The sequence below is a fragment of the Pseudomonas fluorescens group sp. genome (genome assembly GCF_020093335.1).
In the GTDB taxonomy this organism is placed as follows: Bacteria; Pseudomonadota; Gammaproteobacteria; order Pseudomonadales; family Pseudomonadaceae; genus Aquipseudomonas; species Aquipseudomonas petroselini.
Genome location: NZ_JAIOKW010000013.1, coordinates 50020 through 69632, shown reverse-complemented (window position 1 = coordinate 69632; position 19613 = coordinate 50020). Strand labels below are relative to the sequence as shown.

At 62.0% G+C, this 19613-nt stretch carries 14 protein-coding genes; 10 read left to right on the top strand and 4 right to left on the bottom strand.

All coding sequences use genetic code 11. The features are described from left to right. Positions 1-31: 31 nt before the first annotated feature. The gene (locus tag K7431_RS15900) at positions 32-958 is read left to right on the top strand and encodes an ABC transporter permease (RefSeq protein ID WP_012721870.1); all 927 of its coding nucleotides are present in this window, start codon (positions 32-34) and stop codon (positions 956-958) included. A 6-nt stretch (positions 959-964) separates the two neighbouring features. Here the strand turns inward: K7431_RS15900 and K7431_RS15895 are convergent, their stop codons facing one another. Both K7431_RS15895 and K7431_RS15890 read right to left on the bottom strand, forming a co-directional pair. Then, on the bottom strand, positions 965-2353 hold the full coding sequence (locus K7431_RS15895) for a hypothetical protein (protein WP_012721871.1): 1389 nt from the start codon (positions 2351-2353) through the stop codon (positions 965-967). A 75-nt stretch (positions 2354-2428) separates the two neighbouring features. Then, on the bottom strand, positions 2429-4534 hold the full coding sequence (locus K7431_RS15890; protein ID WP_012721872.1) for a TonB-dependent receptor family protein: 2106 nt from the start codon (positions 4532-4534) through the stop codon (positions 2429-2431). Positions 4535-4706: 172 nt separating this feature from the next. On the opposite strand from K7431_RS15890, the gene K7431_RS15885 reads away from it, so the two are divergent. The 6 genes from K7431_RS15885 (at position 4707) to K7431_RS15860 (ending at position 11364) form a co-directional block, all read left to right on the top strand. After that, a complete protein-coding gene (locus K7431_RS15885; protein ID WP_012721873.1) occupies positions 4707-5084 on the top strand; it encodes a YceK/YidQ family lipoprotein in 378 nt (125 codons plus the stop codon). Between the two features lie 142 nt (positions 5085-5226). After that, entirely contained in the window at positions 5227-6984 is a 1758-nt protein-coding gene (locus K7431_RS15880) for a carbamoyltransferase family protein (RefSeq protein WP_003187998.1), read from the top strand. Next, positions 6985-7881: an antimicrobial resistance protein Mig-14 gene (locus tag K7431_RS15875; RefSeq protein WP_012721874.1), complete on the top strand. Its 897-nt coding sequence runs from the start codon at positions 6985-6987 to the stop codon at positions 7879-7881. Continuing rightward, positions 7878-9278, top strand: coding sequence for a PIG-L deacetylase family protein (locus tag K7431_RS15870; protein ID WP_043204682.1), 1401 nt, complete (start codon positions 7878-7880; stop codon positions 9276-9278). Before K7431_RS15875 ends, K7431_RS15870 begins: the two co-directional genes overlap by 4 nt. A 59-nt stretch (positions 9279-9337) precedes the next feature. Next, the gene (locus K7431_RS15865; RefSeq protein WP_012721876.1) at positions 9338-10486 is read left to right on the top strand and encodes a glycosyltransferase; all 1149 of its coding nucleotides are present in this window, start codon (positions 9338-9340) and stop codon (positions 10484-10486) included. Further along, positions 10483-11364, top strand: coding sequence for a glycosyltransferase (locus K7431_RS15860; RefSeq protein WP_012721877.1), 882 nt, complete (start codon positions 10483-10485; stop codon positions 11362-11364). Before K7431_RS15865 ends, K7431_RS15860 begins: the two co-directional genes overlap by 4 nt. A gap of 54 nt (positions 11365-11418) precedes the next feature. On the opposite strand, the gene K7431_RS15855 is transcribed toward K7431_RS15860, so the two are convergent. Next, a complete protein-coding gene (locus tag K7431_RS15855; RefSeq protein ID WP_043204684.1) occupies positions 11419-13281 on the bottom strand; it encodes a bifunctional O-antigen ligase/aminoglycoside phosphotransferase family protein in 1863 nt (620 codons plus the stop codon). 159 nt (positions 13282-13440) lie between these two features. Between K7431_RS15855 and msbA the strand changes: the two genes are divergently transcribed. The 3 genes from msbA to K7431_RS15840 all read left to right on the top strand — a co-directional run bounded on the left by msbA (position 13441) and on the right by K7431_RS15840 (position 17859). After that, on the top strand, positions 13441-15246 hold the full coding sequence (gene msbA, locus K7431_RS15850) for a lipid A export permease/ATP-binding protein MsbA (protein WP_012721879.1): 1806 nt from the start codon (positions 13441-13443) through the stop codon (positions 15244-15246). 269 nt (positions 15247-15515) lie between these two features. Next, complete coding sequence (gene hldE, locus K7431_RS15845; RefSeq protein ID WP_012721880.1) at positions 15516-16940, top strand: bifunctional D-glycero-beta-D-manno-heptose-7-phosphate kinase/D-glycero-beta-D-manno-heptose 1-phosphate adenylyltransferase HldE; 1425 nt, start codon at positions 15516-15518, stop codon at positions 16938-16940. Next, on the top strand, positions 16933-17859 hold the full coding sequence (locus tag K7431_RS15840; protein WP_012721881.1) for an NAD-dependent epimerase/dehydratase family protein: 927 nt from the start codon (positions 16933-16935) through the stop codon (positions 17857-17859). The genes hldE and K7431_RS15840 overlap by 8 nt, the downstream gene beginning before the upstream one ends. A gap of 774 nt (positions 17860-18633) precedes the next feature. Here K7431_RS15840 and K7431_RS15835 read toward each other — a convergent pair. Further along, the gene (locus tag K7431_RS15835) at positions 18634-19593 is read right to left on the bottom strand and encodes a hypothetical protein (protein ID WP_012721882.1); all 960 of its coding nucleotides are present in this window, start codon (positions 19591-19593) and stop codon (positions 18634-18636) included. Positions 19594-19613: the final 20 nt, after the last annotated feature.

Sequence of the window (19613 nt, the reverse complement as noted above, 5' to 3'; positions counted from 1 at the left end):
CGTCCAGCGCGCTGAACCGGGGAGCGACGGCATGAACCTGCGCGCCTGGTTACCGCTGACATTACCCCTGGTGTTCGCGCTGATCGTCGGCGTGTTTGCGTTGCAGGCGCCGGGCTTCCTCAGCGCCGGTAACCTGCAAAGCCTGGTGTTGAACAATTTCGTGTTGCTGGCGATTGTGGCCATCGGCATGACCTACGCCGTGGCGGCCGGCGGCATTGATCTGTCGGTGGGCACGGCGTTGGACTTCGCCAGTTTCAGCTTTGTGGTGCTGCTCAATGGCGGGCATGGCTGGGCGTTTGCCGCGACCGGTGCGTTGCTTGCCGCGCTGCTGGTGGGCCTGGTGAACGCGGGGCTGATCGCCGGGCTGCGGATCAGCCCGTTCCTTGCCACCCTGGGCACATTGTTCATCGGCACCAGCGCCCAGCAATTGCTCTCGGACGGGGGCCAGCCCATCTATATCGTCCAAGGTCTGAAACCTGAACTGACGGGGCTGGCGCCGTTGTCGATCGTGTTGGGGCTGGCGCTGTTCTACGGTGTGGCACTGGCGCGCGGACGCCTGGGGCGGGAGCTGCTCGCACAAGGTACGCAGCCGCTGCTGGCGTATTACTCAGGGTTGTCGGTGCGGCGTATCGTCACCGTCGTGGCCTTGGCCACTGCGTTGGCGTGTGGGGTGGGCGGGGTGCTGCTCAGCTCAACGGTCAGCGCCTATGTGCCGCTGTCCGGCAACGCATTTTTGCTCAACGCGATTGGCGCGGTGTTCATCGGCACAACCCTGAGCCGACAGGGTCGGGCGAATATTCCAGGGACCCTGCTGGGCGTGCTGTTCATCAATGTAATCGCCAACGGCCTGCTGCTGATTGGCTGGAATTTCTACTGGCAGCAGGTGGCGACCGGTGTGCTGATTTTCGGGGTGTTGACCTTCAGCTTTGCCAGTCGGCGCCTGCTTGAGCGCTATTGATCGGCGCTATTGTGCGTTGACCAGCGTCGTGCGGGTTGTGTATTTGCCCTTGACGACGTCCTGTTGGGTGAAGAAATACCCGTAGTCCTGCAGGTACATGACGGTGTTGGTCGCCTGGTAGTTATCACCCGTCGTGGTGCAATTGAGCGCCTTGGCAGTGCCACTCAGCGCCGAGTTGATGTCGCTGGCCGGCACTTCGCGTGCTACCACACACGTCGCGTCGCGTGACAGCACGCGGTCCTCTTCAGCCGTGTTGCGATTGAGCTCTTTGAGCTTGAACCCCAGCGTTGTCCCGATCGGCATGTGCTTCCAGTCGCCGCTGAAACTGAGTTGCTCAACCGTGCTGGCGGCCGAGACGTTCATCCCGCGCAGTTCAAATTCGCTTTGGAAGGTGAGGCTGAACAAGCCTCTGAATGTCGTGATCTTGGCACTTGAGGATGGGGTGGCACGGCGGAGTTTAAGCAGGTTGTTCCCCGCCCCGGGCTCAATGAACACCTCAGTGCGCAAGCTGGAGGAGCCCAATTCGCGCTTCTCCACAAGGTGGTGCAGAGGCTTGGCTGGGGCGGGCATGCCCAGTGCGGAGATCGCCTCCGTCACCGTTGCCGGGACAGGCGCGGGTGTCAGGGTTTGCATGAGCTTGGTGCGCGTAACGGCTACCGGCAGCTGCGCTGCTGTTGGCGAGCACGCGGCCTTGAGCAGGGTCCGGGTGTCCGCCTCGGCGGTGCTGAAGGGCTGGTCGATGGGGACGGCTACCACGTTGCCGAAGGTCACGGTGTTTTTCGGCGTGAGGCTGAAGGCGGCCAGGGTCCGATAGGTCTGGCGGCTGCAACTGACCTCCCAGTGCAGGCGGGTCTGGGCATAGGGCATTTTTTTGAGTGTATTGATCAGAATGAGCGGCTCATCGTAGGCGCCCCAGAACTCGATTTTCTCGCCCACGGTCTTGAGGCTGGCACGGTCGATCAACAATTGGCGTTGGGTGTCTGTCGTGCTGACGAGGCGCCAGTCCGGGCGCGGCGTGCGGGCGCACGCGTCGGTAAAGCTGGCGTTCTGTTGCAGTTCGCCGATCACTTCCGGCGCCAGGTTGCGCATGACGGTGATGCGCGTGGGCTGGCCATCGGCACCTGGGGTGCCGGGTGCCTCCATATACAACAGGCTCCCGCTCGGGGTGGCACAGGACGCCTGAAGCTGTGCGATATCCGGCACGGCGACATTGTCGGTCAGCGTGACGTGAACCTGATAACTGAGGTCGTCGCCGTCACGCATGACCGAGTCGGCCAGCAGCGGCTTCTTGAGCATGTCTTTATACGGGGCCTCGGCCGTGCCGCCGTGCTTCATGCCTTGCCCGCCACAACCACTGAGCAGGCCCAGGGCGACGATAACCGCGATGTGTTTCATGAGCGTTCCTTGCAGAGAAGACAGGTGATCAGGGGCTTTCGACCGCCCGCAGGGTTTTTTGTGCGGGCGTAGTGATCAGAATTGGTACTCCGCACCGGCGCCGGCATACCAGGAGCGCCCTGGCGCCGCTTCGTAGTAGCGGTTGTTGCCGTCGCCGACGATCACTGAGCCGACGTACTGGCGGTCGAGCAGGTTATCCAGGCGCAGGGTCTGGTGGAAGGTCCAGTGTTCGACCTTCTGTTCGAAACGGGCGCGCCAGTTGAATACGCTGTAGGCCGGTGCGGCGTGCTGGCTATTGGTGTCCTCGACGTAGACCTTGCTGCGGTACAGGCCTTCGATGGCAGTGCTGACCCAGTCGCGGGGTTTCCAGTTCAGCTCGGCGAACAGCGTGGTTTGCGGCACGCCGGGCAGGTAGTTGCCCTTGTCGACGGCGGTGCTGCCGCCGCTGACGAAGTCACTGTCGTAGGTGGCTTGCAAGCGGGTGTAGGCGAGGTTGGCGGACCACTGTTCGCTGAGTTGGCTTTCGACGCCCAGTTCGAAGCCGCGACGCAGGGTGCGGCCGGCGTTTTGGTAAGTGGTACGGCCGCCGCTGGATTGCTGTACCACCAACTCGTCTTCGGTGGTGATTTGGAAGATGGCGGCGTTGACGCGGGTGTCCTGTCCGACCCGCGCCTTCACGCCGATTTCATATTGTTTGCTGACCGATGGCTTGAGCGCGAAGTTGAAACCGTTGACGGTGCTGGAATACGCCGATTCGGCCTGGGTTGGGGTTTCGAAACCCTTGCCTGCGCTGACGTAACCGTGCAAATCCTCGGTGAAGGCGTACATAACGCTGACCGACGGAGTGTTCTTTTGGTACGTCTTGCTGCCGCTGTCGTTACCGTCGCTGAGAAAGTGGTCGCCCACCTCCATTTCCATGGTGCTGTGGCGCAGCCCTGCTTGCAGGGTCCAGTCACCCAGCAGCCAGTTGGCTTGAACGAATGGGTCGAGGCTGGTGGCGGTGTCGATTTCGTCACGGCCCAGGGCACCTTTGACACCCTGCACACCTTTGACGGTGTTGGAGTAGCCTTGGCGATCATCCACGCTGCGGTCGTAATCGAGGCCAGCAATCAGCGTCAGATCGCCAGGAGCGCTGGTGATGGGTTGAAGCCAGTGTATGGAGCCGCCGTAGAACTTACGGTCAAAAGCCACCACGCCGCCACGGGCGTTCGCAGGGTTGATCGCGCCACTGGTGGGAAACCTGTCGGGAATCGACAAATACTGAATCACACTCCGCCGCCCCGTATACCCATTCACCTGCAACGTCGCATCCCCGAAATAGCGCGCGTAATTCATGCCCAATTGCTGGTGATCGATGCTTTTACGCGTGTTGTACGTCAGCGCGTTGGCACTCACCGAGCGCGGATCAGCCTTGTACGCCGCCCACGTCTGCCCCAGCGGGTCCTGCGTGCCGTTCTGCTCCAGGCTGCTGTAGACCAGCGCCAGCTTGCTGTCGTCATCCGGGCGGAAGTTGAGCTTGGCAAAGGTCTGGTCTCGCCGCGCGCTGCTGTGGTCGCGATAGCCGTTGGTGTCCATCCGCGAGGCGTCCAGCACGAAACCTGCGCCGTTGGCGGCGCCTTCGGCGGTCAGGTGGTTTTTGTTCAGACCGTCGCTGCCCACCAGGGTCTCGGCGCCGATACGGGGCGAGCCTTCGCCGTCGCGGGAAAACATCTGGATCACGCCGCCGGCATTGCTGCCATACAAGGTGGCTGCCGGGCCGCGCAGCACTTCGATACGTTCGGCGGTGTCGAGGTTGAACGTGGCTGCCTGGCCCTGGCCATCCGGGGTGCTGGCGGGAATACCGTCGGCGATCAGCTTGAGTCCGCGCACGCCGAAGGCCGAGCGGGCGCCGAAGCCACGGGAAGAAATCTGCAGGTCCTGGGCATAGTTCTGACGGTTCTGCACCACCAGGCCGGGCACGCGGGACAGGGCTTCGGAGGCGTTGATGCCCAATTGGCCGTCGCTGATCTGCTCGTGGCTGATGCCGTCCACCGAGTAGGGCAGATCGAAGGTCGGGCTGGCGCTGCGCGAGCCGGTGACGACGCTGGGGTCGAGGATCAGGGCTGTGTCGTCTGCCTGGGCGGTGTCGCACAAGGCGAGCAGGCTGGGCAACAACAGGGTAAGACGGGTGAGGTTGTTCATGAGTCAGCCGGAATCCGTGGCGCTTAGTGTGTAAACGCGCAAAAGGTCGCGAGTTTAGTGAGTCAGGCGATTTTTATCATTTAGGAATCAGCCTACGGTGCGAATCGGTGCTTCGACACTGGGGCTCCAGGCCCGTCGATGGTAGCGTGAACCGCTTCGTCGACAATGGCCGATGGGTCAAAAGGAGTGGTTCGTGAGGAATGCATCGAACGTCCTGTGGCTGGTTGCCTGCCTGGTGCTTGCCGGTTGCGGAACCATCAACACCGTTTTCCGTCCGGACGCCGTGGCCAGTCAGAACCTTAAGGATTCGCGCACTCACTGCGAAAACGTGCCGCGCATCTACAGCGGGGTGATGTACGGGTTCTGTACGCTCAATGGCGAACCCAAGCCTGAAAAAAGCCTCAACGATGTAAGCCTGATAGACCTCGGTGCCGGTGCCGTCCCTATCATCGCCATCGAATTCGTGGCCTCCGGCGTGCTGGACACGCTGGTGCTGCCCTACACGATCTACCGTCAAAACAAGGACGGCAGCATCGAGATCTTCCGCTAGTCCCTCTTGACGCTTGCCGCTAACAGTTTCCCACCTCTTTTACGCTATAATCCCGCCCTTTAGCTGTTTCCTGCCCAGGCGGGAAGCACACTTTTTTCAGGCGCAACCCGCCTGCATGCAGACTAAAAGAGGCTAGACCCCTGTGGCATTGACGATTCTTGGCCTGTCCGGCGCCCTTAGCCATGATCCTTCCGCAGCCTTGTATATCGACGGCAAGCTGATCGCGGCCGCCGAAGAAGAGCGCTTCGTGCGCGACAAACATGCAAAGAACCGCATGCCCTACGAGTCGGCGAAGTTCTGCCTGGAGCAGGCCGGCATCAAGCCTTCCGACGTTGACGTGGTGGCGATCCCGTTCGCCCCGATCAGCCTGTTCGGCGAGGCGCGCTGGCACTACGCCAAACGTTACTGGTACGCCCCGGACCGCGCCCTCGACGCGATCCTGATGGGCAACCGTCGCTACAAGCGCTATCGCAACAAGATCGTCTGGTGCCTGGAGCAACTGGGCTTCGATCCGAAGAAAATCAAGATCGAGCCTGTTGAACACCACCTGGCCCACGCTTCCAGCGCCTACCACTGTTCCGGCTTCCAGGAAAAAACCGCGATCCTCGGTATCGACGGTAAAGGTGAGTACGCCACCACGTTCTTCGGCTACGGCGAAAACGGCAAGATCCACAAGATCAAGGAATTCTACGATCCGGACTCCCTCGGCGGCCTGTACGGCGCGATCACCGAGTTCCTCGGTTTCGAGATGCTCGACGGTGAGTTCAAGGTCATGGGCATGGCGCCGTACGGCGACGCCAGCAAATACGACTTCTCGCGTCTGGCCTCCTTTGAAAACGGCGAACTGGTGATCAACACCGACTACGCCAACGTCATCGGCCTGCGCCGTTATAAAGAGAAGGGCAAGGGTTTCTACTTCTCGCCCAAACTGATCGAGTGGCTGGGTCCGAAGCGCGAAGGCGATATCGCCGACGAACCGTACATCCACTACGCGGCCAGCATGCAGGCGCTGTTCGAGAAGCTGGCCCTGCAGATGATCGACCACTACCTGGGCGACATCCTCAAGGACACCGGCAAGCTGGCCTTCGCCGGCGGTTGTGCACTGAACGTCAAGTTGAACCAGAAGATCATCGCCCGTGACGACGTGAAAGAGCTGTTCGTGCAGCCGGCGTCCGGCGATGCCGGCACCGCGGTAGGTGCGGCGGCCTATGTGTCCCACGCCCGTGGTGTGCCGGTCGAGAAGATGGAACACGTCTACCTCGGCCCGTCCTACAGCAACGAAGACGTGATTGCCGCGTGCGCCAAGCACGAGAGCAAGCCGAACTGGCGCAAGATCGAAAACATGCCTAAGCGCATCGCCAAGATCATGGTCGACGGCAACCCGGTGGCCTGGTTCCAGGGGCGCATGGAGTTTGGCCCGCGTGCCTTGGGCGGTCGTTCGATCATCGGTTGCCCTAGCGCTACCGGCGTGGCTGACCGCATCAACCACCAGATCAAGTTCCGCGAGCGCTGGAGGCCTTTCTGCCCGTCGATGCTCGACACCGTGGCCCCGCAGATGATCAAGGTCGATCACCCGGCGCCGTTCATGACCTTCACCTTTGAAGTGTCGGAAGAGTGGAAAACCCGCGTGCCGGAAGTGGTCCACGAAGATGGCACCTCCCGCGCCCAGGTGCTCAAGCGCGAGTACAACCCGCGCTACTACGACATGATGAAAGAGCTGGAAGTACTGACCGGTAACGGCGTGTCGCTGAACACCTCGCTCAACCGTCGTGGCGAAGCGATGATCTGCTCGCCGACCGACGCGCTGAACATGTTCTTCGGCTCCGACCTGCAGTACCTGATCATGGAAGACATCCTGGTCGTCAAGGACGGCGTGGACCCTTATGACGCTGTGGTCTAAATGCTGAACCGCTTCCAGGCTTGGCGTGAGCGTGGCTGGGCGCCTGTCGAGGCCGAGGTTTACGCCCAGGCCTGGCAGCGGTTTGGCGGCAGCGTGGCGACCCATCCGCAGGTTGTCGAGCGGTTGGCGAACCTGGCGCAGATTCCGGTGCGTTACCTGGGCTGGGAACAGGACGGCGAACTCAAGGGGGCAATTGCCACCTGGGGACGCGACTTGGCCCTGTCCAAGGACGTGCTCAAGCGCAGCGGCAAGAAAGGCCTGTTTGACCTCGGCAATGCCGAGATCATCCTGCCGATCGCCGCCGATGCGCAGTTGCCGGTGCGCCATCGTGGGCGCTACTTGTCAGCGCTGAACGAGGGCCGCATCAGCACCCTCAAGCCGCAGGCCGAGCAGTTGGCCATGGCGCGCACCCCCGAAGACCTGTCGAAGAAATTTCGCTACAACCAGCGCCGCGAATTGCGTCTGCTGGAAGAGGCGGGTGGCGTGGTGCGGGCGGTGAATGAGTTTTCCAGTACGGAACTGGCGGCCATCTACTGCGATCTGTTCCAGCGCCGCTGGGGTTTCCCCGCCACCGGCGCCGAGCGCCTGGCTGAGGTGCTGGCGTTGCTCAAGGATTTCCTGATGGGCTCGGTGCTGTTTCTCAACGATGCGCCGATTGCCGTGCAGTTGGTGTATCGCGTCGAGTCGCCTGAGTGGGTCAGCATTGAATACGTCAACGGCGGTGTCGACCCTGAAACCCGTGCATTCAGCCCCGGCAGCGTACTGAGTTTTCTCAATACGCAAAGCGCCTGGGAACAGGCGCGGGCGGTGGAGAAACCGCTGCGCTTTTCCTTCGGGCGTGCCGACCGCGAGTACAAGGAGCGCTGGTGCAACCGAGTGCCGGTGTTCAGCGTATGAGCCGTAAACAGCAACTGCTCAAGCGCCACCGCCGCAATAAACGCATTGCGCTGCTGATCGGCCTGCTGGTGTTGATTGCGGCCGGTGTGCTGGTGGCCTGGTGGCTGCCGTTGATCCTCGCGATTGTGCTGTGGGTGGCCCATGAAGCCTGGTTTGCCGACCATCTGTTTTATTCGCCCAAGGATGACTACCACTACCGTTTTGCGTCGAGTGGCCAGCAGGTCGGCTTGCGTCTGGAAGGCGGCAAGTTGCTCGCCGATACGCCGCTCGAGCTGGCTGGCGATGAAACGCTGATCGTCGAAGTACAGCTCAAAAGCAACCTATGGGGCCGTTTCTTTGATCCTGCGGTTGAGTTTCTGGACGATCGCCAGGCGTTCGAGCGCGGCGTGGCCGGCAAGCGTTACCTCAACCTCACCGGTTCGGCGGCGGCATTGGCCGGCGGTGAACTGCGCCTGCGCGGTCGTTTTTGCCGCGTGATCGGCCAGCCTGTCTTGTGGGTCTTTCGTCAGCCGGACGCTGCCCGTCAGCGGGTGATGGTGATCGCGCCCCATGCCGACGATGCTGAACTGGCCGCCTTCGGCCTGTATGGCCAGGCCGATGAAAGCTGGATCGTGACCCTGACCGCCGGTGAAATCGAGGCCGAACACTATCAGCAGATGGGCATGCCCACGGCTGAAGCGGCGCGGATCAAAGGGCGCCTGCGTGCCTGGGACAGCATTGCCGTGCCGCGTTGGGCCGGCGTGCCCGAGGCGCACTGCGTGCAGTTGGGGTACTTTTGCCTGCAGCTGCCGGCTATGCGCGACGCCCCCGATCAGCCCCAGGTCTCGCGCGAAGCGCAGTTGGACGATACGCGGCTGTTCCGCCAGTTCAATGCCTTGGCGTTGCCGGGCGATGTGGACGGCGCGCCGACCTGGGACAACTTGATTGCCGACCTGCGCGCGGTGCTGCTCAAGGCGCGCCCCGAGGTGATTGTGTTGCCGACGCCGGTGCTCGACCCTCACCCGGACCATATTTGTGCACACACTGCGGTGGTGCAAGCGTTGCAGGGGCTTGAGTGGCAACCGGGTACCTTGCTCGGCTATGCCAACCATCTGCATGATAATGACCGCTGGCCCATGGGTGATTCAGGCGCCGGCATCGCTTTGCCGCCGCAGTTCGATGCCGCCCAGGTGCTTGAGCCTTATTGCCGGGTGCTGAGCCTGAGCCAGCAGCAAGACAAGGCCATGGCGTTGGGCATGATGCATGACCTGCAGCCCCGTGCGCCGTTCAAGCGTCGGGTACGTCGCCTGTTGCAGCAATTACTGGCGGGGCGTGGTCCATCGCCTTACGGCGAGAACGAATTTTTCCGCAAGGCCGTGCGCCGTCACGAGCTGCTTTGGGTGCTGAAGCAGGACTGAAATTGACTTTTTTCGTCGGGCTGCCCGCGCGTAGCAGCCCGATTGCCTCATGGAGTGATATGAAGCCTCGTTTCAAGGTTTTGCAGTTGCAGCCGGACTACAACGTCAAGCTCAATGATTTCGCCGACCTCGGCGAGCAGATCGTCAAGGCGCTGCCGACGGAGCGCTTTGAGGTGACGTCGGCCTTTCTCAGCGGGCGACCGCAGCCGGGCCAACCGTTGAGCGTGGCGGACCACTCCAAGTATTTCGAGTTTCCCGAGAAGGCGCTCAAGGGCATTCGCCTGGGCGCCATGTGGGAGATCTACAAGTATTGCCGCGAGCAGAAGTTTGACGTGGTCATCTGTAACCGCTTCAAATCGGTGAACATGATGCTGTCCCTCAACCGCTGGTTGAAGATCCCATTGTGCATCGGGATCTCCCATGGTTTTGGCGAGTACGAGCGCGCCTATCGCCGGCGTCAGACCCGCCGGTTGGTCAGCCCGGCCTGGCGGTTTGTCGGGGTGTCGGCGGCGGTCAGGGATTACCTGATCGGCCTCAACTGCGGCTTCACCCGCGAGAACACCACCTTCGTCACCAACGCCATCGATATTCCCCAGGCCGAAGCCTTGCAGCTGCCGCGTGAGCAAGCGCGCCAGGCACTCGGGCTGCCGCTCGACGCACGGATCATCGGTGCGCTGGGGCGCCTGGTGCCGATCAAGGGCCATACGCACCTGCTGCAGGCGTTTGCCCGTCTCAAGGACAAATACCCCAATGCCCAGGTCGGCATCATCGGTTCCGGCCGTGCCGAAGCAGACTTGCGTGCGGACATCGAGCGCCTGGGCCTCACCGGCCGCGCGCACCTGCTGGGCTTTCGCGAAGACGGTCTCAAGTATGTGCGCGCCTTCGATATCTGGACCATGCCTTCCTTGCTTGAAGGCCTGGGCCTGGCGCTGCTGGAAGGCATGAGCGGGCGCTTGCCGGTGATTGCTTCCAACGGGCCGGCCATGCTGCCGCTGGTGGAAGGGGCGGGCGGTTTGTCCCACGAGCCCGGCAATGTCGAGCAACTGACAGTGGCCCTGGACACTTACCTGGCCATGAGTGACGAACAATTGCGCGCCAAGGGTGAACAGGTGTTCCGTTACCTGGAAGAAAACCACGCCCTGGCCGAATTCCAGCAGAAGTACCTGAACCTCATTGAAACCGGTTTGAAAGAAGTAGGTAGAGCATGACAGCGCAGCAACCCCTGGTCTCGGTGATTATCGCGTCCTACAACCACGGCCGGTATATCGAAGAGAGCATCCTCAGTGTGCTTGGCCAGACGTACCCGAATATCGAGCTGCTGGTGGTGGACGACGGCTCCAAGGATGACAGTGTCGAGCGCATCCAGCGGCTGCAGGCCGAGCACGGTTTTGATTTCCAGGTGCAGCAGAACCAGGGCCTCACCGCCACGCTCAATGGTGCCATCGCCCGCGCCAAGGGCAGCCTGATCGCCCCGTTCGGGTCGGATGACATCATGTTGCCGGACCGCATCGCCACCCAGGTGGCCTACATGGAAGGCAAGCCAACGGTGGGGATGTGTGCGGGTAACATCGAGCTGATCGATGGCGACGGCAACCTGCACCCGGAGAAAAAACAGCGCCGCGACGTGCCGTTCCGCAGCCTGGATTTCGACGACATGTTCATGGACCGCAAGCCTTTTCCGCCGGCGCCGACCATGCTGATTCGCCGGGAAGTGCTGGAGGAAGTCGGTGGGTTCGATCCGCAGATTCCCCTTGAAGACCTGCTGATCCAATTGAAAATCACCGCCGCGGGCTACACCATCGACGCCCTCGCCGTGGTGATGGCGCGCTATCGGCAGCATGCGGCCAACACCTACAAGAACCACCGCTACATGATCCAGAACATTCTCAAGACCTACGCCAAGTTCAGCGATCACCCGGCCTATGACGCGGTGCGCTACAACTTCCTGAACTCGATGTTCCTCAAGACGGCCGATCGTGATCGGCCACTGGCGCGGGAGATCCTCAAGCAGATCCCGCTGAAGTTCTGGGGGCGCAAGACCTTGCGCGGGTTGGTGCGGTTATATCTGGCGCCCCTCAAGAAGTGAGGTAGCGAGGGGAATGAAAAAGGCGACTATCAGCAGTGATAGTCGCCTTTTTTATCAGGCGGCGGGACTGGCCAATGCCAGCACTTGCTCACGGATCTTGGCTGTGGCGCCTTGGCTGGCAACGGACGCATAACCTTTGGCGAGCTGTTCGAAGTGTGTCTCGAACAACCAGGCGCGGTCCTGCGGGTAGCGTTGCATATGACGCAGGTTGCGCTGGCGCAAAGCATTGCGCAGCGGCGACGGGAAGATGCGCAGGTCGGCAATATCGATCAGGCCGAACTCACCGTCATCCATCAGCAGCACATTACCCAAGTGCAGAGAGCGGAAGTACACGCCGCGCTCATGCAGCTGGGCCATGAACTGGCCAAAGCGTTCGATCAGCGACTCGCGCAGGCTGCTGTCCAGGCTTTGCAGGGCCTGGCGCAGGGTCAGTCCGGGCAGTGGCGTGTAGCTGACGGCGCTGCTGGCATCGCGCAGACCATAGAGGCCCAGGATCTGCGGTGTGGGGATGCCCAGGGTGCGCAATTGCTCGGCGTTGCTGGCAAACCGTTCCGAGTAGGGGTTGAAACTGCCCGAGGTGTACCAGCGGCGCGGACGGAAGATCTTCAGGAAGCGGCCGTCGGCCAGACGCAGCACCTTGGGCCCCAGGCCGTCGGCTTCAATCACCTGGGCATCGCTGCACAGTTGGTCGAAAGCCTCGGGCTTGAGCGTTTGCACCGGCATGCGCAACATGCTGCGGCGGCGCTGGGCGATGCTCAGGCCGGCGATGATGGCCAGCGGGATCCACAGCAGGAACCAATGCTCCTTGGGCCGCGACAGGATGCCACCGCCCTCGGTCAGCCCGGCGCCGATACCGTAGGTGAGCAGGGAGGACGCCAGGATGAACAGTGGCTGGGCGCGTTCTTTCAGGCCTTTGTAGAGTCCCCAGCCGATCATGAAGATCCATGGGATAAAGCCGATGATGCCGACGTAATACAGCACGCCCAGGGCAAAGCTGTGCGGTTCGCGCAGTTCGTAGCCGTCGGCCAGGGTCAGGTACAGCTCGGAATCGTAGCTGTGGCCGATCCATGGGTGTTCGGCGATGCGTTGAAGCGACATGCCCCAGAGCTCGAAGCGGAACGAGCTGCCGCGGTTGGTGATCAGCTCCGGGTAGAACAGCAGGAGCCCCGCGGCACCCAGGACCATGCCGGCGATCAGCAGCGCCGAGCGGCGGTTGCGGCTGACGAAGGTCATCCAGAGAATGGTCAGGGTCAGCGCGACCAGTGGCGTGCGAGAGCCGGTGGCCAGCACCGTCAAGGTCATGATTGCCAGGGCTGGAATGCTGAACCACAGCACCTGCAGGCGCTGGGTGGTCATGCAGATGTACAGCCAGTAGACGCAGAAAAAGCCGAAAACGTGGGAGCTCAGCAGCGGGTTGTCGAGGGCGCCACGGCCACCGATCATGCGCATGCCCGTGCCGGGTTCAAAACCCTTGGAGAACGCCACGAGGTTGCACACGCACACCACCAGCGCAATCACGGCGGCGCTGAAGAAGACCGGCTTGAACAGCTCATTGCGGTAATGCAGCAATAGCCCGCAGCCGGCAAACAGCATGAAGGTGTGCAGTGGGCGCTTGAACAGGTCGGTGTCGGCGTGATGCTCCGGGCTCCACAGCAGGCTGGTCAGCGCCCAGGCGGAAAACACCAGGAACGCGATCGCCAGAGGCTCGCGCAGCAGCTCCTTGATTTCCCTGGGGCGCAGGCACAGCAGCAACAGGGTGGGAGCACTGAACAGGCCGTAGTAGAACTTGTGCAGCACATTGCGATTGGTGACGAAGAACAGCGAGCTCAGCAGCAACAACAAGCCAATGGGCAAAATCCACAGGACCAGGAAGTCGAAAACGCGATTTGAGCCATAGATCAGGCGCTTGGAGTGCATACAGTAAAAGCCATTCCAGATTGAGAAAGCCGACCATCTTAAAGTAGTGGCTATATAATGTCGCCGGTTGGATCCAACCGGGCTACGGGTCATGCAGGGTGCAAGTACAACAGAGAAGCTGTGCTAAAGTCAGCCTCCTTTTTCAAAACGCCGCGTGATATGACCGACTCCAGTCCGAGCGCAAGCCCTTCGAGCTTGAAAATATACTTCCGCCTGCTCAGTTACGTTAAGCCTTATGCCGGCTTGTTCGCATTGAGTATCGTCGGATTTCTGATTTTCGCGTCGACCCAGCCAATGCTGGGGTACATCCTCAAGTACTTCGTCGACGGCCTTTCCAACCCTGAAGCCGTGCTGTTCCCCAGCGTGCCATTCCTGCGCGACCTGCAATTGCTGCAAGCCGTGCCGCTGCTGATCATCCTGATTGCCGCCTGGCAAGGCCTCGGTTCGTTCCTGGGCAACTACCTGTTGGCCAAGGTTTCCCTGGGCCTGGTCCATGACTTGCGCGTGCAGTTGTTCAACAACTTGCTGACGCTGCCCAACCGCTACTTTGACAATCACAACTCCGGGCACCTGATTTCACGCATCACCTTCAACGTGACCATGGTCACGGGGGCGGCGACCGATGCGATCAAGGTGGTGATCCGTGAAGGCATGACGGTGATCTTCCTGTTTGCCTCGCTGCTGTACATGAACTGGCGCCTGACGCTGGTGATGATCGCCATCCTGCCGTTGATCGCGGTGATGGTGAGCACGGCCAGCAAGAAATTCCGCAAGCAGAGCAAGAAGATCCAGGTGGCCATGGGCGACGTCACGCACGTCGCCTCGGAAACCATCCAGGGCTACCGCGTGGTGCGCAGCTTCGGGGGTGAGGTCTACGAGGAAAAACGCTTCCTCAAGGCCAGCCAGAGCAACACCGACAAGCAACTGCGCATGACCCGCACCGGGGCGATCTACACGCCGGCGCTGCAACTGGTGATCTACACCGCCATGGCGGTGCTGATGTTCCTGGTCCTTTATCTGCGTGGCGATGCTTCGGCCGGTGACATGGTGGCCTACATCACCCTGGCCGGCCTGCTGCCCAAGCCGATTCGCCAGCTCTCGGAAGTCAGCTCGACCATCCAAAAGGGTGTGGCGGGTGCTGAAAGCATCTTCGAACAGCTGGACGAAGACGTTGAAATCGACAACGGCACCGTCGAGCGTGACAAGGTCAGCGGTCGTCTTGATGTGCGCAACCTGAACTTCACCTACCCCGGCACCGAACGCCATGTGCTCAAGGACATCAGCTTTACCGCCGAGCCTGGGCAGATGATCGCGCTGGTCGGGCGCTCGGGCAGCGGTAAATCGACCCTGGCCAGCCTGATCCCGCGTTTCTACCACCATGCCAGCGGTGAAATCCTGCTGGACGGCGTCGAGATCGAAGACTACAAGCTGCTCAACCTGCGCAAGCACATCGCCCAGGTGACCCAGCACGTGACGCTGTTCAGCGACACGGTGACCAACAACATCGCCTACGGCGACCTGGCCGGCGCGCCACGGGCGGACGTTGAAGCGGCAGCGGCGGATGCCAATGCCAAGGACTTCATCGACCAACTGCCCAAGGGCTTCGACACCCAGGTTGGCGAAAACGGCGTATTGCTGTCCGGTGGCCAACGCCAGCGCCTGGCGATTGCCCGTGCCTTGCTGAAGAACGCGCCGTTGCTGATTCTCGACGAGGCCACCTCGGCCCTCGACACCGAGTCCGAGCGGCACATTCAGGCGGCGCTGGACAAGGTCATGCAAGGCCGCACCACCCTGGTGATCGCGCACCGTTTGTCCACCATCGAGAAGGCCGACCTGATCCTGGTGATGGACGACGGCCGGATCGTCGAGCGTGGCACCCACAGCGAGCTGCTGGCGCAGAACGGCTACTACGCCCGCCTGCACGCCATGGGCCTGGATGCGCCGGTGTCGGCTGACATCACCTGATCCAATGGCTGCACAAGCCTCATGTGTGCGGGCTTGCTGTGGTGAGTGGGCTTCCTGTGGTGAGCGGGCTTGCCCCGCGCTGGGCTGCGAAGCAGCCCCATTGGATCTTCAATGTACCCGCCGGGAGGGGCCCGTCGAATCCTTGCCCCGCCCCTCACCACAGCAAGCCCGCTCCCCCATTTGACCCTCAGCGGATTCACTGCTCCACAAGCCTCCTGTAACCCTGTGCTAATATCGCGCCCCTGTTCATTTTGTATGTGGGTTGCTCCATGAAGTTGTCCATGCCGCGATTCGATCAAGCCCCTGTCTTGGTGGTCGGCGATGTCATGCTCGACCGTTACTGGCATGGCGGTACCTCACGGATTTCCCCTGAGGCGCCGGTACCGGTAGTCAAGGTCGAGCAAATCGAAGACCGTCCAGGTGGCGCTGCCAACGTTGCCCTTAATATTGCCGCCCTCGGCGCCCCGGCCTCCCTGGTCGGTGTGACCGGCGACGACGAAGCCGCCGAAAGCCTGGCCAACAGCTTGCGCGGTGCTGGCGTGCGCGCACTGTTCCAGCGCATTGCCCACCAGCCGACCATCGTCAAGCTGCGGGTCATGAGCCGTCACCAGCAATTGCTGCGTATCGATTTTGAAGAACCCTTCGCCACCGACGCCCTGGCCCTGAACGGTCAGGTCGACGAGTTGCTCGAAGGCGTCAAGGTGCTGGTGTTGTCGGACTACGGCAAAGGCGCCTTGAAGAACCACCAGGAACTGATCCAGGCCGCCAAGGCCAAGGGCATCCCGGTATTGGCCGATCCCAAGGGCAAGGACTTCTCGATTTATCGTGGAGCCAGCCTGATCACGCCTAATCTCAGCGAGTTCGAAGCCATCGTCGGCGGTTGCGCCGATGAGCACGACCTGGTGACCAAGGGCGCGGCGCTGATGGCCGACCTCGACCTGGGCGCCTTGCTGGTGACCCGTGGTGAGCACGGCATGACTTTGCTGCGCCCCGGCCACCCGGCCATGCACTTGCCAGCACGGGCCCGTGAAGTGTTCGACGTCACCGGCGCTGGCGACACCGTGATTTCCACCTTGGCCGCCTCGATTGCGGCGGGTGAAGAACTGCCCCACGCCGTGGCCCTGGCCAACCTGGCGGCGGGTATCGTGGTGGGCAAGTTGGGTACCGCCGCGATCAGCGCGCCTGAATTGCGCCGTGCGATCCAGCGTTCCGAAGGTTCGGAACGTGGTGTGCTGACCATCGAGCAACTGCTGCTGGCGATTGACGATGCGCGTGCCCACAACGAAAGCATTGTGTTCACCAACGGCTGCTTCGACATCCTGCACGCCGGTCACGTGACTTACCTTGAACAAGCACGTGCCCAAGGCGATCGCCTGATCGTTGCGGTCAACGACGACGCTTCGGTGAGCCGCCTGAAAGGCCCTGGCCGCCCGATCAACAGTGTCGACCGGCGCATGGCCGTGCTGGCTGGCCTGGGCGCGGTGGACTGGGTGATCAGCTTCCCGGAAGCGACCCCGGAAAACCTGCTGGCCCAGGTCAAGCCGGATGTGCTGGTCAAAGGCGGCGATTATTCCGTCGACCAGGTCGTGGGGGCAGATATCGTCAGTGCCTACGGTGGCAAGGTCAAAGTACTGGGCTTGGTCGAGAACAGCTCGACCACCGCCATTGTCGAGAAGATCCGCAACAATGAGTAAGCAGGTTCTTATCACCGGCGGCGCCGGTTTTATCGGCTCGCACCTGGTCGATGCGCTGCTTGCCAAGGGCTACGGCGTGCGGGTGCTGGACAACCTGTCCACCGGCAAGCGCAGTAACTTGCCGTTGCACGATCCGCGCGTCGAACTGCTGGAAGGTGATGTGGCCGATGCCGATTTGGTAGCCCGTGCTGCCGTCGGCGCAACGGCTGTGGTGCACCTGGCGGCCGTGGCCTCGGTGCAGGCGTCAGTGGATGACCCGGTCAGCACGCACCAGAGCAATTTCGTCGGCACCTTGAATGTCTGCGAAGCCATGCGCAAAGCAGGCGTCAAACGCGTGGTATATGCCTCCAGCGCTGCGGTGTATGGCAACAACGGCGAGGGTGCTTCGATTGACGAAGAGACCACCAAGGCGCCGTTGACGCCCTATGCGTCCGATAAGTTGGCCAGCGAGCACTACTTCGACTTCTACCGCCGCCAGCACGGTCTGGAGCCGGTGATCTTCCGCTTCTTTAACATCTTCGGGCCACGCCAGGATCCTTCATCGCCGTACTCCGGCGTGATCAGTATCTTCAGCGAGCGCGTGCAGCAGGGCGTGCCGATTGCCGTGTTTGGCGATGGCGAGCAAACCCGTGACTTCATGTACGTGGAAGACCTGGTGGATGTGCTGGTGCAGGCCATCGAAGCGCCAGCCGCGCCGCTGGGCGCAATCAATGTGGGTTGGAACCGCACCACTACGCTCAAGCAAGTGTTGCAGGCTTTGGAGGAAGTGGTGGGCACATTGCCGACTATCACTTACGGGCCGGCGCGCTCTGGTGATATCCGCCACTCGCGGGCGAATAACCAGCGCTTGCTGGCGAGCTTCACGCTGCCCGAGCCCACCCCGTTGAAGGTCGGACTGGAACGCTTGCTCAACGGCTGACGCGATGTGTAGTGAGCGGGCTTGCCCCGCGCTGGGTGGCGAAGCCACCCCAAACCCGACAACGCAGTGTGCCTGACACAATGAGGCGGCCCTGTTGGGGCGGCTTCGCCACCCAGCGCGGGGCAAGCCCGCTCACTACAGTCCTTAGCCCTTGGTTTGCGTAGCCAATCCTCTCGCGGGCGAATAACCAGCGCTTGCTCAACGGCTGACGCAATGTGTAGTGAGCGAGCTTGCCTCGCGCTGGGTGGCGAAGCCACCCCAAACCTCACAACGCCGTGTGCCTGACACAATGAGGCGGCCCTGTTGGGGCGGCTGCGCCACCCAGCGCGGGGCAAGCCCGCTCACTACAGTCCTTAGCCCTTGGTTTGCGTAGCCAATCCCCTCACGGGCGAATAACCAGCGCTTGCTCAACGGCTGACACGATGTGTAGTGAGCGAGCTTGCCTCGCGCTGGGTGGCGCAGCCACCCCAAACCCGGCAACGCGGTGTACCTGATACAATGAGGCGGCCCTGTTGGGGCGGCTGCGCCACCCGGCGCGGGGCGAGCCCGCTCACTACAGTCCTTAGCCCTTAGTTTGCGTAGCCAATCCTCTCGCGGGCGAATAACCAGCGCTTGCTCAACGGCTGGCACGATGTGTAGTGAGCGGGCTTGCCCCGCGCTGGGTGGCGAAGCCACCCCAAACCCGGCAACGCGGTGTACCTGATACAATGAGGCGGCCCTGTTGGGGCGGCTGCGCCACCCGGCGCGGGGCGAGCCCGCTCACTACAGTCTGATTCAGCCCTTGGCTTTTTTCTTCGGCACGATCTTGCGCAGTACCCGCTGGGCCAGGCGCTTTAGTTTCGATTCTTTCTCAGGCGCTGCCAGGCCTTGCTGACGCAGCCAATCCTTCCAGCGAATCCGCTCCTCACGCACCAGCCAGCCTTCCTGCTGGGCGAAGCTTTCCGCCAGGTACAACCCCCGCGTGCTTGCTGGGTACAGCTGGTCTTTCTTGACCGTGTAGAGCTCAGCCTGGGGTTGGCCGTCTTTCAGCGGCATCAGGTACAGGTCGGGGCGCTGACGGTCGAGGCGGGCAACCAGTTGGTCGCCTTCCAGGCGCTCGTCCACATGGAACAGGCTCAGGGATTTGGCTTCCTTGGGGACTTCAAGACGCAGGTCGTAAATCAATTGCAGCGATGCGGTGGGCAGGTGCACATAGGCGCGCGGGCGTTCGATCAACTGCGTGGTGGCGCATCGAACCGGGCGGGCTGCACCGGACAGCGGGCTGAGGCGAAAGGGCAGGGCTTCGCGGTAATGCAGCGCGGCCGAGTAGGGCGCCGGCAGCCACGTGTCGTTGAAGCGCCCGCTGAGCCAGCCCTCCGGGGTCTCTAGCAGGCATTCTTCGGCGATTTCCTGGATGGCGGTGTGCAGCGGCAGGTTCAGTTCATGGGCGGGCACGTAGCCGGAGATCAGCTTGAGCACCACGTCGCCACGGTCCTGGCGGCGCTGGCGCACCAGCACCCAGTAGTCCTTGTTTTGCCAATGCAGGGTGAGGCGCACCGACACGCCGAGGTTGGCCAGTTCCAGGGCGAAACGCTCGGGGTCGGCCACCTCCACCGGCTTGCGTCGTTGCAGGGTCTGGGCAAAGTTGAGCGGCATGCCAACGCTCTGATAGCTCAGGCCTTCGGGGGTGGCTTCGACGTGCAGCGGCAGTGTTTTAAAGTTGCTGGGGTTTTTTCTTATGAGCGTTCGCGGCATGTCGGCTCCTTCTTGCGACG